Below are 13,805 nucleotides of genomic sequence, written 5' to 3'. Positions count from 1 at the left end.
CGCCACCGCGATCTGGCACAACTGGCACACCGGAGCCACAGTCAAACGCTCACTCATCGCCTACGACCACTGAAAACATCGGACTCATTCATCTAGGGGTACCGCACGTAGGGATACCCGTAGGGCCCGTAGCCGTGGGCCCGTACCCGTAACCCGTAGGGCCCGTACCCGTAGGGCCCTTGGTGCCGGTACCCGTAGGGGTGGCCAAGGGCCCTACGGGTACCAGGGGGTCAGGGGGTCAGGGGCGGAGTGTCGGCTCGCGTTCCATGTCCCGTGCGTCCAGCTTCGCGTCGAACGTCGCCAACGGCTTCGGTGTCGCGCCCGCGGCCGGTGCGACGCCCGCCCAGTCCAGGATGCGGGCGGTGGCCAGCGCCTTCTGGTCGGGAACGAGGCCGGCGACGTTCGCCCCGTGGTTCATGCCCGGCGCGGTGAAGACGTAGGAGTCCTTCGCGCCCTTGCCGAGGCGGAACCGCTCCGAGCCCCACGGGTCGTTCTCCCCGTAGACGAAGAGCATGTGCCGGGCGTGGTGGGCCACCCAGCTGTCGACGTCCCGCATGGCTCCGGGTCGGAAGCGCATCGGGATGTCACGCGGTACGTAGGAGCGCGGCTCGGGGTAGCCGTAGCGGAGGTACTCCTTCTCGATGTGCGGGAACTCGATGGTGGGCGAGCCCAGTTGGGTGCCCGCCTGGTAGTAGTACGGGACGTACGGGGTCAGCCCCTGGTCGGTGAGGGCGTCGAACCCGGAGATGGTGTCGACGGTGTTCCAGAGGTCGTCGTCGCTCGCGTTCTTCGCGTCGGCCGGGATCGAGTCGCAGTCGGAGAGCAGGGAGTACTGCCAGAACCCCCAGACGTAGTCGAGGACGACCGACTCGTAGGCCCGGTCCAGGCCGCCGACGAGGTCGAAGGTGTAGCCGTTCTCCGCCGCGTACTCGGCGTACTTCTTCTTCAGCGGCTCGCGTCGCACCAACGCCTCGCGCTGCACGGCGTTCAGCCGGTCCCGGCACTCCTTGGTGCCGACGGTCGCGAAGAAGCGGTCGTAGGCGGAGTCCTCGTCGTTGACGACGTCGTTGGGGGCGACGAACGCGACGACGCCGTCCATGTCCTTGGGGTAGAAGCGCTCGTAGTAGGTGGCGGTCATGCCGCCCTTGGAGCCGCCGGTGGAGATCCAGTTGCGGGGGTAGATCGTGCGCAGCGCCTTGAAGATGCGGTGCTGGTCGCTGGCCGCCTGCCAGATGTCGAGCGTGGACCAGTCGGCCGGCTCGGGGCGGGACGGCGTGAAGAAGCGGTACTCCATGGAGACCTGGTTGCCGTCGATGATCTGCGTCGGCTCGCGGCGGCTCGGTGTCGTGGAGACGTTGTAGCCGCCGGTGGAGAAGACCGTCGGCCGGTCGACACCCCGGTGCAGCACGGTGATCCGCTGCTGGAACGTCCCCTTGGACGGGTGCCGGTGGTCGACCGGCTGGGTGAAGCCCAGGACGAAGAACCGGTACCCGGGGTACGGCTTCTCCTCGATCAGGCTCACGCCCTCCACGGCGAGCAGCCGTTCCTTGATGTCGGCGATGTCGGCGATGTCAGCGATGTCGGCGGCCGTGCCCGTCGCCGTTCCGGTGGCCTCCGGCTCGGCGGCGACGGCCGTCCGGGCCGTGCTCAGCGTGCCCAACAGCACCGCGAGCGTCAGCAGCCATCTGAGCGCCTTGCGCATGCACCCTCCAGTTTCCGTACAGATGTCCGCCGGAAGCTAATCGCGCAACTGCGCTCTACACCAGGGGAGTTCGAGAATCAGCCACGACAAACCCTCGTGTCAGCAAAAAATCCACCCGGAACTGACGGACCCTCCGGCCACCTGCGCCTTGATCCATACACAACGATGTCCCGTGTACACGGTGACCGGTCCGGCGTGGTGGGTGTAGTGGCCCGCGTCGGCGACGGGCCGGTTGCCGCGCGCCCGCACGCTGACGGACATGGTGCGCCGGTCGCGGCTCTCCTTCTTGGCGACGGTGACCGCGCAGACGTAGCCGCCGCGCCGGTAGAGGTGGACGGTGCCGGTGGCGAACGGCAGGTCCTTCACCTTCCGCCCGGCGCAGTACCCGGCGGCGGTGGCGGCCTGTGTGGGGCCGGGAGCCGCGACGACGAGCAGCCCGGCGGACGTCAGCAGGGCCAGCCCGAGGGCGACCCCTCGCCACAGCCCGGCCCTACCCGTAGTACCCCTGCCCCTGGTCCTCCCATCGCTCACCGTCACCTCTCCCCTCTCCCTGCTCCTGGTGTGACCGCACCTCTTGTGAGTCCGTACTGATGTACGGACTCACAAGAGGTGCACAAGGTTGCCCGGGGGCGGCCGGGGCGGGCTGGTCCGGCGGGGGTGCCAGGGGGCATACGGGGGCTGCCAGGGGGGGCTGTCAGGGGAGCTGGTCGATGAGGACGGGCTCGCCGGGTTCGTCGTCGGAGCGGCCGGCGAAGGTGCGCCAGAGGGTGGCGTACCGGCCGTCGCGGGCGAGGAGTTCGGCGTGGGTACCGTCCTCGGCGACCCGGCCCCGGTCCATGACGACGACGCGGTCGGCGCGGGCCGCGGTGGTGAGCCGGTGCGCCACCACCAGCGTCGTACGGCGCCCGGCGATCCGGTCCGTGGCCTGGTTGACCAGCGCTTCCGTGGCCAGGTCGAGGGCCGCCGTCGCCTCGTCGAGGAGCAGCACGTCGGGGTCGACGAGTTCGGCGCGGGCCAGCGCGATCAGCTGGCGCTGGCCCGCGGAGAGGTTGCGGCCGCGCTCGGCGACCTCGTGGAGGTAGCCGCCGTCGAGGGTGGCGATCATCTCGTGCGCGCCGACCGAGCGGGCGGCCGCCTCGACCTCGGCGTCGGTGGCGTCGGGGCGGCCGTAGGCGATGGCGTCCCGGACGGTCCCCTGGAAGAGGTACGCCTCCTGGGGGACGACGCCGAGGCGGTGCCGGTAGGAGGTGAGGTCGAGGGCGCGCAGGTCGGTGCCGTCGACGGTGACGCGGCCGCCGGTCGGGTCGTAGAAGCGGGCGACGAGCTTGACCACCGTCGACTTTCCTGCGCCGGTCTCGCCGACGAACGCGACGGTCTGCCCGGCCGGTATCCGCAGGTCGATGCCGCCGAGGGCCTCCTCGTCGGCGCCGTACGCGAAGTGGACGTCCTCGAAGGCGATGTCGCCGCGCAGCGAGAGGACGTCGAGGGGGGCGTCGGCGGATTTCGTCGAGGTGGGTTCCTGGAGGAGTTCCTGGATGCGGCCGAGGGAGACGCTGGCCTGCTGGTAGCCGTCGAAGACCTGGGAGAGCTGCTGGACGGGCGCGAAGAACAGGTCGATGTAGAGGAGGTAGGCGACCAGGGCGCCGGTGGTGAGGGTGGCGTCGTCGACGCGTCCAGCGCCGGAAACGAGGACGGCCGCGGCGGCGACGGACGACAGGAGCTGGACGAACGGGAAGTAGATCGATATCAGCCACTGGCCGCGCACCCGGGCCCGGCGGTAGTCGGCGCTGTGTTCGGTGAACCGGGCCCGGCTGTCGGCCTGGCGCCCGAAGGCCTGCACGATCCGCAGCCCGGACACCGACTCCTGGAGGGTGGCGTTGACCAACCCGACGCGTTCGCGGGCGAGTTCGTACGCCTTCACGCTGGCGCGGCGGAAGAAGTAGGTGGCCAGGACGAGCGGCGGGAGCGTCGCGAAGACGACGAGGGCGAGCTGGACGTCGATGACGACCAGGGCGACCATGATGCCGAAGAAGGTGACGACGGAGACGAACGCGGTGACCAGACCGGTCTGGAGGAACGTCGACAGGGCGTCCACGTCGGTCGTCATCCGGGTCATGATGCGGCCGGTCAACTCCCGTTCGTAGTAGTCGAGTCCGAGGCGTTGCAGCTGGGCGAAGATCTTCAGGCGCAGGGCGTACAGGACGCGTTCGCCGGTGCGTCCGGTCATCCGGGTCTCGCCGATCTGTGCCGCCCACTGGACGAGGACGGCGAGCAGTCCGAGCAGGGCGGCGGCCCAGACCGCGCCGAGTGCCATCGCGGTGACGCCCTGGTCGATGCCGTGCCGGATGAGGATCGGCAGCAGCAGTCCGACGCCCGCGTCGACGGCGACGAGGGCGAGGCTGATGAGCAGTACGGGGCCGAAGCCTCGCAGCAACCGCCGTAGCCCGTAGGAGCCTTCGGCGCGGACCGCGCGGCCCTCGTCGATGTCCGGGGTGTCGGTGGCCGGGGGCAGCGCGTCAACCTGCGCGAGCAGGAGGGGAGTTGACGGCATTCCGGCCAGCGCCGTGTCCTTGGGGGCGCGGTCGCCGGTCCACAGGTGCGGGGTGACGCCGCGTTCGGCGTCGAACTCGGCGTCCAACTCGTCGCGTACGGAGGTGTCTTCGGGGGGTGCGGCGGGCCGGGTGCGGCCGGGTGAGACGGCGCCGAGTTCGTCGGGGTCGGTGAGCAGGCGCCGGTAGAGGGCGGAGCGGGACTGCAACTCCTCGTGGGTGCCGACGTCGGCGAGGCGGCCCGCGTCGAGGACGGCGATGCGGTCGGCGAGGGCGAGGGTGGAGCGGCGGTGGGCGATCAGCAGGGTGGTGCGGCCGCGCATGACGTGCTGGAGGGCGTCGTGGATCTCGTGCTCGACCTGGGCGTCGACGGCGGAGGTGGCGTCGTCGAGGACGAGGAGGCGGGGGTCGGCGAGGATCGCGCGGGCGAGGGCGACGCGTTGGCGCTGGCCGCCGGAGAGGGTGAGCCCGTGCTCGCCGACCCTGGTGTCGTAGCCGTCGGGCAACTCCCGTATGAAACCGTCGGCTTGGGCGGCGCGGGCGGCCTCGTTGAGCTGTTCGTCGGTGGCGTCGGGGCGGCCGTAGGCGATGTTGGCGCGGACGGTGTCGGAGAAGAGGAACGAGTCCTCGGGGACCAGGCCGATCGCGGCCCGCAGCGAGTCGGAGGTCAGTTCGCGCACGTCGTGGCCGCCGACCAGGACGGCGCCGTGGGTGACGTCGTAGAAGCGGGGCAGCAGGAGCGAGACGGTGGACTTGCCCGAGCCGGAGGAGCCGACGACGGCGAGGGTCTCACCGGCCCGTATCTCGAAACTGAGCCCGTCGAGGACCGGGCGGCCGTCCGCGTAGCCGAAGGACACGTCGTCGAACTCGACGGTGGCGGGTGCGTCGGCGGGCAGCGTCTTGGTGCCGTCGGTCAGCGAGGGCTTGGTGTCGATCAGCTCCAGGACCCGTTCGGTGCCGGCGCGTGCCTGCTGTCCGACGGTCAGCACCATGGCCAGCATCCTTACGGGGCCGACGAGTTGGGCGAGGTAGGTGGAGAACGCGACGAACGTGCCGAGGGTGATGTGGCCGCGCACCGCGAGCCATCCGCCGCACGCGAGCATCGCGACCTGCCCGAGCGCGGGCACGGCCTGGAGGGCGGGGGTGTACGTCGAGTTCAGGCGTATCGTCCGCAGCCGTCCCGCGAAGAGCCTGCGGCTCACCTCGCGCAGCTTGCCGGTCTCCTGCTCCTCCTGCCCGAACCCCTTCACCACGCGAACGCCGCTGACGGCGCCGTCGACGACGCCCGCGACGGCGGCGGCCTGGGCCTGCGCGTACCAGGTCGCCGGGTGCAGGCGGGTGCGGCTGCGGCGGGCGATCCACGCCAGCGCGGGGGCGACGGCGAGGGCGACCAGGGTGAGCGGCGGGGACAGCCACGCCATGATCCCGAGCGAGATCAGGAACAGCAGGACGTTCCCGATCGTCATCGGGAGCATGAACAGCAGGCCCTGGATCAGCTGGAGGTCGCTGGTGGCGCGGCCGACGACCTGGCCGGTGGACAGTTCGTCCTGGCGGCGGCCGTCGAGGCGGGTGATGGTGGCGAACATCTCCGTGCGGAGGTCGTGCTGGACGTCCAGGGCGAGGCAGCCCCCGTAGTACCTGCGGATGTACGTCAGGGCGTACACGAGGACGGCGCCGCCGAGGAGGATGCCGGCCCAGGGGGCCATCGACCTGGTGTGGCCGTCGATCACGTCATCGATGATCACCTTGGTGACCAGGGGGACGACGGCCATCACGGCCATGCCGGCCAGCGAGGAGCCGAGGGCGAGGATGACGTCTTTCGGGTACCGCCAGGCGTATCCGGCCAGGCGCCGGGCCCATCCCCGTTCTGCGTCCACGCGGGTGTCCTCCCTGTCCTGTACGTCAGCTATCAGCTCTGCCGCGAGGGGAACACGGATGGGGGCGGATTTCATCCCGCTGCAACAAATGGGCGGCGGGGGGGGGCGTGTGCGTGGTGGCGGTGAGTGGGTGGGTGCGGCTCTCGTCGTGGCTGGTCGCGCCCGCGCGGCGGAGCCGCATATCGATACAGCCCCGCGCCCCTTACGGGGGGGGTGCGGTGAGTGGGTGGGTGCGGCTCTCGTCGTGGCTGATCGCGCAGTTCCCCGCGCCCCTTAAAGAAGGCGGCTTCGCCGCCCCGGGAGCGGGGGCTTCTGGGCCTCGTCGCGTGCCGGTCGACGGAGGTGGGCGCGCCCTCGCGGCGGAGCCGCATATCGATACAGCCCCGCGCCCCTTAAAGAAGGCGGCTTCGCCGCCCCCCGTCGTCGGGGTGGTCAGAGCCAGGAGGGGCCTGTGTTGGTGTAGGGGGTTTCTAGGGCTGTCGTTTCCTCTTCTGTCAGTCGCAGGCTTAGGGCGTTGACGGCTTGGGGGAGGTGGTGGGGGGCTGTGGCTCCGACTATGGGGGCGGAGACCAGGGGGTTGCGTAGGGCCCAGGCCAGGGCGATGTGGGGCATGGTGACGCCGCGTGCCTCGGCGAGTCGCTGTACGGCGTTGATGACCGGCTCGTCGTGCGGGCTGTCGAAGGACCGTACGACGTGGTCGGTGCGGGAGCGGGTGCTCTGGTGACCGGCGGGGCGGGCGAGGCGGCCCTTCCCGTTGGGCGAGTAGGGCACCAGGCCCACGCCCATGTCGCCGCACATCGCCATGAGTTCGGGTTCGTCCTGGCGGCGCAGCAGGTTGTACTGGTTCTGCATGGACACGAAGCGGGTCCACCCGCCGAGGTCGGCCGCGTGCTGGAGCTTGGCGAACTGCCACGCGTACATCGAGGACGCGCCGAGGTAGCGGACCTTGCCGGCCCTGACGAGGTCGTGCAGCGCCTCCATCGTCTCCTCGACCGGGGTGTCGTCGTCGAAGCGGTGGATCTGGCAGAGGTCGATGTGGTCGGTGCCGAGCTGGGTCAGGGAGGCGTCGACCTGTTCGAGGATCGCCTTGCGTGACAGGCCCTCGCCGCCGGGGCCGTCGTGCATCTTGCCGCGGACCTTGGTGGCGAGAACGATGTCCTCGCGCCGGGTGTACTCGCGGATCGCGCGGCCGACGATCTCCTCCGAGGTGCCGGCCTGGTAGACGTTGGCGGTGTCCCAGAAGGTGATGCCCAGTTCCACGGCTTGCCGGAAGAAGGGGGCGGCCTTGTCCTCGGTCAGGGCCCAGGGGTGGGCCCCGGGGGCGGTCGGGTCGCCGTAGCTCATGCAGCCGAGGGCGAGGCGGCTGATCTTCAGGCCGGTGCCGCCGAGGCGGACGTACTCCATGGGGGTTCTCCTTTCGTGCGCTTCCGCCCGGGCGTCAGTGGGTGGTGAAGCCGCCGTCGACGGGGAGGGCTGCGCCGAGGACGAAGCTTGCGCCCGGGCTGCACAGCCACAGGACGGCTTCGGCGATCTCCTCGGCGCGGCCGAGCCTGCCGATGGGCTGCTGCTTGAGGATCTCGGCCATGGCGTCGGCCTGGCTTTCGAGCATGCCGGAGACCATCGGGGTGTCGATCGTGCCGGGGCAGACGGCGTTGATGCGGATGCCGCGGGGCGCGTACTCGACGGCGGCGCTCTTGGTCAGGCCGATCACCCCGTGCCTGGAGGCGTGGTAGGCGGCGCGCTCGGGCAGGCCGACGAGGCCGCCCAGGGAGGAGCAGTTGACGATGGCGCCGGAACCCTGGGTGCGCATCTGGCGCAGTTCGTGCTTCTGGGCCGCCCACACGCCGCGCAGGTTGACGGCGTTGACGCGGTCGAAGTTCTCGGCGCTCTCGTCGGCGGCGTCGGTCGGCGGGGCCTGGATGCCGGCGTTGTTGAAGGCCATGTCGAGGCGGCCGTAGGTGGCCACGGCCGTGTCGACCAGGGCCGCGGCCTGCGCTTCGTCGGTGACGTCGCAGACCACGCCGATGACCTGGTGCCCGGCGTCGGTGAGGTCCTTGGCCGCGCGGTCGACTGCGTCGTTGTCGATGTCGGCGAGTACGACGGCGGCACCGGCCCGGGCGAAGGCGCGGGCGGTGGCCAGGCCCATGCCGGACGCGGCACCGGTGACCAGGGCGACCTGGCCGTCGAAGGTGTACTGCGGGTTCATGGGAGGGGTCCGATCTGAGTTCATGGGAGGGGGCTGATCTGAGTTCACTGGGTTCAGTTCACTGAGTTCATGGGAGGGGCTGGTCTGGCAGGGGTTGTGCCGGTGCGGGGAGCGGGGTCAGGGGCGTAGGAGGGTTTTGATGGCTCGGCGCTCGTCCATGGCCCGGTAGCCTTCGGCGGCCTGGTCGAGGGGCAGTTCCAGGTCGAAGACCTTGCCCGGGTCGATCCGGCCGTCCAGGACGCGCTGGATGAGGTCGGGCAGGAACTCCCGGACCGGGGCGGGGCCGCCGCGCAGGGCGACGTGGGAGAAGAACAGCTGCTCACCGTCGATCCGCACGTCGTGCGGGACGCCGACGAAGCCGACGTTGCCTCCGGGGCGGGTGCAGCTCAGCGCCTGCCGCATGGAACCGGGGGTGCCGACACACTCCAGCACCCGGTCGGCGCCGATGCCGCCGGTCAGCTCCTTGACGCGGGCCGCACCCTCCTCGCCGCGTTCGGCGACGATGTCGGTGGCGCCGAACGCGCGGGCCAGCCGCTGGCGGGACGCGTGGCGGGACATGGCGATGATCCGCGTCGCTCCGAGTTCCCTGGCGGCGATGACCGCGCACAGGCCGACCGCGCCGTCCCCGACCACCGCGACGGTGTCACCGGGCCCGACCTCTGCGGCGACGGCCGCGTACCAGCCGGTGCCCATGACGTCGGAGCAGGCCAGCAGGCTCGGGATGTGCTCCTCGGCCACATCGCCGGGGACGGGCACGAGGGTGCCGTCGGCGAGGGGGACGCGGACGTACTCGGCCTGGGCGCCGCCGACGAATTCACGGTGCAGGCAGGACGTCTGGTAGCCGTTCCGGCAGTGCGGGCAGGTGTTGTCGGAGGCGAAGAAGGAGCCGACGACCAGTTGGCCCGGCTTGATGCCGGTGACGTCGGCGCCGACTTCCTCGACGACGCCGACGTACTCGTGGCCACCGGGAGTGGGCTCGGCGATGTCGTTGATGCCCCGGTAGTCCCACAGGTCGGAGCCGCACACGCAGGTGGCGACGGTGCGGATGACCGCGTCGGTGGGCTGCTGGACGGCGGCCCGGGGCAGGTCTTCGACCCGGACGTCACCGGGTGCGTGGAGGACGGTTGCGCGCATGGTTTTCTCCCGTGTCTCGCGGGGGCGGGGCGTATCTCGGGGGGCGGGCCGGGCGGCTCAGAGGGTGTGGGCGGGGCGGCGGGGGCCGGCGTACTGGTCGTCGGTGACGTGTTCCAGCCAGTCGACGTCGTCGCCCTCCCACAGCGCGAGGTGCGCCATGAACCGGTCCGGGGTCGCGCCGTGCCAGTGCTCCTCACCGGGCGGGGTGAAGATCACGTCTCCGGGGCGGGCCTCGACGATGTCGCCGCCCCGGGACTGGATCAGGGCGATGCCCGCCACGATGTAGAGGGTCTGGCCCAGGCCGTGGGAGTGCCAGGCGGTACGGGCGCCCGGCGCGAAACGGACCAGGTTGGCCCGCGCGCGGGAAGGGTCCTCGCCACGCTGGATGACATCCGCCCAGGCGTCCCCGGTGAACATGGCCGCAGGCAGTTTCGCCGTCGCGGGGGGATTGATGATCTCCATGAGGTTCTCCTTGCGTGCGTACGTACGTGCGTGCGTGCGTGTGCGGGCCACAAGGGTGCGGGCCACAGGGCCTGGAACCGGACGAACCGGACGCCAGGGGCCTGGCGCCACCGGGAGCAGGACCCTTGCGGCCCGCGCCCGCCCGCCGTTGGCCTTCAGGGCGCGAGAACGGCGCGGGCGACGGTGAGCGCGGACATCGCCCTGGGCCATCCGGCGTAGAACGCCATGTGGGTGATCGTCGCGATCAGCTCCTTGTCGCTGACCCCGTTCTCCCGGGCCTTGCCCAGGTGGAAGGCGAGCTGCTCGGTGCTGCCGCCGGTGATCAGGCTGGCCACCGTGACCAGGCTGCGGTCCCGTGGGGACAGGTCGGGGTCCTCCCATGCCTGCCCGAACAGCACGTCCTCGCTGTATCCCGCCAGTGCCGGGGCGATGTCCCCGAACTGCTGACGCGGGCCCTGGGGCTTCTTGCCCTCCGTCATGATCGGCTCCCTTCCGTGTGGATGCCCGGCGTGCCCCGCAGGGCGGGGAGCGGGCACCGGCTGTCCCTTCGGTCTCGGCGTCACGGTGTGCGCCACCGGAGTGGACGGCGGCCTCATGGGCTGCCTGTTAACGATGAAACGGCAGGTCACGGGCGTGCGGAAGGGTCCGTTGATACGTGTACTGGCAGTACACCCCTTGCTCGTCGGGATCGTCGTAGCCTCGGAGGCATGGACAACCGCAGCGAGGTCCGCGAGTTCCTCACCAGCCGTCGCGCCAAGATCACACCCCAGCAGGCCGGTCTGCCCGCCTCGGGCCATCGCCGGGTGAAGGGGCTGCGCCGCGAAGAGGTCGCGATGCTCGCCGGGGTCAGCGCCGAGTACTACGCCCGCATGGAACGGGGCAACCTCGCCGGCGCCTCCGAAGCCGTCCTCGACTCCCTCGCCGTCGCCCTCCAGCTGGACGAGTCCGAGCGCGCCCACCTCATGGACCTGGCCCGCACCGCCGGTTCCACCCGTCGGCCCGCACGCCGTCGCGGCCCGCAGCCGATCCGCCCCGCGCTGCAACAGCTGTTGGACGCGATGTCCGAGGCGCCCGCCTTCATCCGCAACGGCCGCCTCGACATCCTGGCCACCAACCGGCTCGGCAGAGCCCTGTACTGGCCGGTGTTCCAAGATCCCGCGCGGCCGGTCAACCTCGCCCGCTTCCAGTTCCTCAACCCCGGTGCCGGTGCGTACATGACCGAACTGGACCACCAGAAGGCCGCCTCGGCGGCGCTCCTGCGCACCGAGGCCGGACAGGACCCCTACAACCGTGATCTCAGCGACCTGATCGGTGAACTCTCCACCCTCAGCGAGGACTTCCGCACACTGTGGGCCGCGCATGACGTGCGCCTGCACCGCACCGGCCTCAAACGTTTCCGTCACCCCGTCGTCGGTGACCTCACCCTCGCCTTCGAGGGCCTGCCCATCCCGAACGATCCCGGGCTGACCCTCACCGCGATGAGCGCCGAGCCGGGCTCCGCGTCGCACGACGGACTCCGGCTGCTGGCCAGTTGGGCCGCCACACTCGACCGGAGCGAGCACCCCAACACCGCACCCCGAGTGCCCTGACAACCCCGGCACGGGCAATCCCCTAGGGCAGGTCCCGTAGGGGCAGGTCCCTAGAGCAGGCCCCGTAGGGGCAGGCTCCCTAGGGGGCGGGCCCTACAGCGCGGGCCCTAGGGGCGCGGGCCGTATCAACCTGCGGCTCCGCCGCGCGGGCGCGACCAGCCCCCACGTGGCGGAGCCGAGACAAACGGACCGCCTCCCCCACCACCCTCAACGAGGCAGGCGCACGCTCAGTGTGTAGGCGCGGGTTGTCTGGGTCGTGTTTTCGTTGTCGTCGCTGATGAGGAGGACCTTCAGGCGGCCACGGTCGCGGCCGGTGATCGTCATGCCCTCGATGTTGTCGAGGAGGGGGTTCGGCTGGGGCTGCTTCGCGGTGGCGCCCAGCGTGGGGCAGGCGGCGATGTCGGTGAGCAGCGTCTTCTTGATCAGTCGGACACCGGACTGACCGGTGAGGTTCTCGACGCCGCTGACGTCCGTCGCCCCGCGAGGATCGGCCGCGTACAGCCGGACCGTGTTGCCCACGCCCGAGGTGAAGCCACGTTCCAGGACGAGGAGGCGGCCGTCGGGCGTGGCCTGGACCTCGGGGACGCCGAGCCCCGCATCCACCCGGTACGCGTACTGCGCCCCGAGCCGGAAACGCCCGTCCCGCCCTCGCTGCCAGGTCTGGAAGCGAACGGTCCCGGTGTCGTCGCCGGACAGCGCGTACTCCATGGACGCGATCAGGGTGCGCCCGCCCGGCAGCAGGGTCAGCCCCTCGAAGGTCCCGTTGCTCGTGGCGCGGCCCGCCGGGGCGACCTGGAGGGACGCCGGGACGGGGAGCCGTTCGAGGAGGGTGCCGCTCTTGCTGTAACGGCGGATCGACGGCTCGGTCTCCGAGGTCACCAGGCGGGTGCCGTCACGGTCGATGACGAGGCCCTCGGAGTCGAGGTCGGCGCCCTGCTCGTCGGCGAGGTGAACGACGGAAACGGGCGCGAGGGTACGGGAGTTGAGGGAGAACAGCGAGGAGCGGTCGGAGAGGGCGGCCAGCGTGCCGTCCCGGTCGACGGCGAGGGCGGAGAAGTTGCCGACGAACGTGCCCTGGAACGTCGTCTTGTCGAGCACGTCGGAGAAACGGTCCAGGGAGACCGACCCCGAACAGGCGTTGCCCGTAGGGGACTTCCCCGTCAGGGACCCACCCGTAGGGGACTTCCCCGTCAGGGACCCACCCGTAGGGGACTTCCCTGTCAGGGTGCTACCCGTAAGGGAGGCACCCGTAAGGGTGCTCCCCGTAAGGGTGTTGGTGCGGGCGTCGGCGGGGCCTGCGGCGGTGAGGCAGGTGGCCGCCGCCAGGGCCGCCGCGGTGGTCGCGAGTGCAGATCTCAGGCGCATGGGCGTCACCGTAGGCCGGGCCGGTGACGGGCGGGAGTCCGGCGGGCGTCAGCTTGCGGCAAGATCCCTGTGGATCACCTTGGCGACGCCTTGGATGGTGTCGATGCCGTAGTTCATGGTGCCGTTGCCGTGCGTGAGGACCGTGAGCTGGTAGTCGTGCCCGGCGCCGGTGAAGGTGCCGACGCTGTGCACGCGCCAGCCGTTCGTGGCCCGGGAGAGCCAGCCGTTCTTGACGTGGACGGCGGTGCCGGAGGGGGCGCCGTACGGGGTGCCCCAGCGCTGCGAGGAGATGACCTGGCCCATCAACTTCAGTGCGTAGGCACGGGAGTTGTCGCTGAGCACGGTGTTCTTGGCGGTGAGGAGTCCCAGGAGTTTCTGTTCGTCGGTGACGGTGATCTGGGTCAGCCCCCAGTAGGTGCCCGCACCGGGTTTGGTCTGGGTCATCCCGGCCGCCTTGAGGAAGCCCTTGACCTTCGTCGGCCCGAGTTGCTTCCAGAGCTTGCTGGTCGCGTCGTTGTCCGACTTGGTGATCATGGCCTTGGTGAGTGTGTTCTCGGCGGCGGTGAGGTACCGGTTGGTCTTCTTCGCGTCCCACAGCAGCGTGGCGAGGACGGTGACCTTGACGACGCTCGCCGAGTCGTACGCGGTGCCCGCGCGCAGGGTGCAACTGGTGTGCGTGGTGCGGTCGTTGAGACCGACGGCGATGGTGCCTCTGCGGTTCGCGAGGGCGGCGGTGATGTCCTTCTGCAACTTCGCGGCGAGGCCCGCTCTGGCGGAGGTGCAGCCGACGGTCGGGGTCGCCGCGTTCGCGGTCCCGGCGAATGCGAGGGAGGGTATGAGGACACCGGCGCCGACCACTCCGGCGACCAGCCCTCTTCTACGGCGGGGAGTCTGGTGAGTCATACCCGTATGACTCACCAG

Annotated in this window: 11 protein-coding genes; 1 reads left to right on the top strand and 10 read right to left on the bottom strand. The window is 70.7% G+C overall.

The features are described 5' to 3' along the window. Nucleotides 1–238: 238 nt before the first annotated feature. The 8 genes from ACIQOU_RS34130 to ACIQOU_RS34095 form a co-directional block, all read right to left on the bottom strand. Entirely contained in the window at nucleotides 239–1,702 is a 1,464-nt protein-coding gene (locus ACIQOU_RS34130) for a S28 family serine protease (protein ID WP_401543597.1), read from the bottom strand. Nucleotides 1,703–1,801: 99 nt separating this feature from the next. Further along, entirely contained in the window at nucleotides 1,802–2,155 is a 354-nt protein-coding gene (locus ACIQOU_RS34125) for a hypothetical protein (protein WP_401543615.1), read from the bottom strand. Nucleotides 2,156–2,396: 241 nt separating this feature from the next. Next, nucleotides 2,397–6,128: an ABC transporter ATP-binding protein gene (locus ACIQOU_RS34120; protein ID WP_401543594.1), complete on the bottom strand. Its 3,732-nt coding sequence runs from the start codon at nucleotides 6,126–6,128 to the stop codon at nucleotides 2,397–2,399. Nucleotides 6,129–6,560: 432 nt separating this feature from the next. Further along, entirely contained in the window at nucleotides 6,561–7,532 is a 972-nt protein-coding gene (locus tag ACIQOU_RS34115; RefSeq protein WP_401543592.1) for an aldo/keto reductase, read from the bottom strand. A 34-nt stretch (nucleotides 7,533–7,566) separates the two neighbouring features. After that, nucleotides 7,567–8,334, bottom strand: a complete 768-nt coding sequence (locus tag ACIQOU_RS34110) for a glucose 1-dehydrogenase (protein WP_401543590.1) — start codon at nucleotides 8,332–8,334, stop codon at nucleotides 7,567–7,569. Between the two features lie 117 nt (nucleotides 8,335–8,451). After that, nucleotides 8,452–9,468: a zinc-dependent alcohol dehydrogenase family protein gene (locus tag ACIQOU_RS34105; protein ID WP_401543587.1), complete on the bottom strand. Its 1,017-nt coding sequence runs from the start codon at nucleotides 9,466–9,468 to the stop codon at nucleotides 8,452–8,454. A 57-nt stretch (nucleotides 9,469–9,525) separates the two neighbouring features. Continuing rightward, complete coding sequence (locus tag ACIQOU_RS34100) at nucleotides 9,526–9,930, bottom strand: cupin domain-containing protein (protein ID WP_401543584.1); 405 nt, start codon at nucleotides 9,928–9,930, stop codon at nucleotides 9,526–9,528. Nucleotides 9,931–10,085: 155 nt separating this feature from the next. Next, complete coding sequence (locus tag ACIQOU_RS34095) at nucleotides 10,086–10,409, bottom strand: carboxymuconolactone decarboxylase family protein (RefSeq protein ID WP_401543581.1); 324 nt, start codon at nucleotides 10,407–10,409, stop codon at nucleotides 10,086–10,088. Between the two features lie 228 nt (nucleotides 10,410–10,637). On the opposite strand from ACIQOU_RS34095, the gene ACIQOU_RS34090 reads away from it, so the two are divergent. Further along, on the top strand, nucleotides 10,638–11,519 hold the full coding sequence (locus ACIQOU_RS34090) for a helix-turn-helix transcriptional regulator (RefSeq protein ID WP_401543578.1): 882 nt from the start codon (nucleotides 10,638–10,640) through the stop codon (nucleotides 11,517–11,519). 207 nt (nucleotides 11,520–11,726) lie between these two features. Here ACIQOU_RS34090 and ACIQOU_RS34085 read toward each other — a convergent pair whose 3' ends face one another. After that, nucleotides 11,727–12,884 carry an esterase-like activity of phytase family protein gene (locus ACIQOU_RS34085; protein ID WP_401543575.1) on the bottom strand — a complete coding sequence of 386 codons (1,158 nt, stop codon included), beginning with the start codon at nucleotides 12,882–12,884 and terminating at the stop codon, nucleotides 11,727–11,729. A gap of 48 nt (nucleotides 12,885–12,932) precedes the next feature. Continuing rightward, entirely contained in the window at nucleotides 12,933–13,787 is an 855-nt protein-coding gene (locus ACIQOU_RS34080) for a serine hydrolase (protein WP_401543572.1), read from the bottom strand. Nucleotides 13,788–13,805 lie beyond the last annotated feature (18 nt).

Origin of the sequence: Streptomyces sp. NPDC091279, assembly GCF_044757465.1 — a bacterium.
GTDB lineage: Bacteria > Actinomycetota > Actinomycetes > Streptomycetales > Streptomycetaceae > Streptomyces.
Note: the sequence above shows the minus strand (reverse complement) of the source record. Positions and strands in the feature narration are given on the sequence as shown.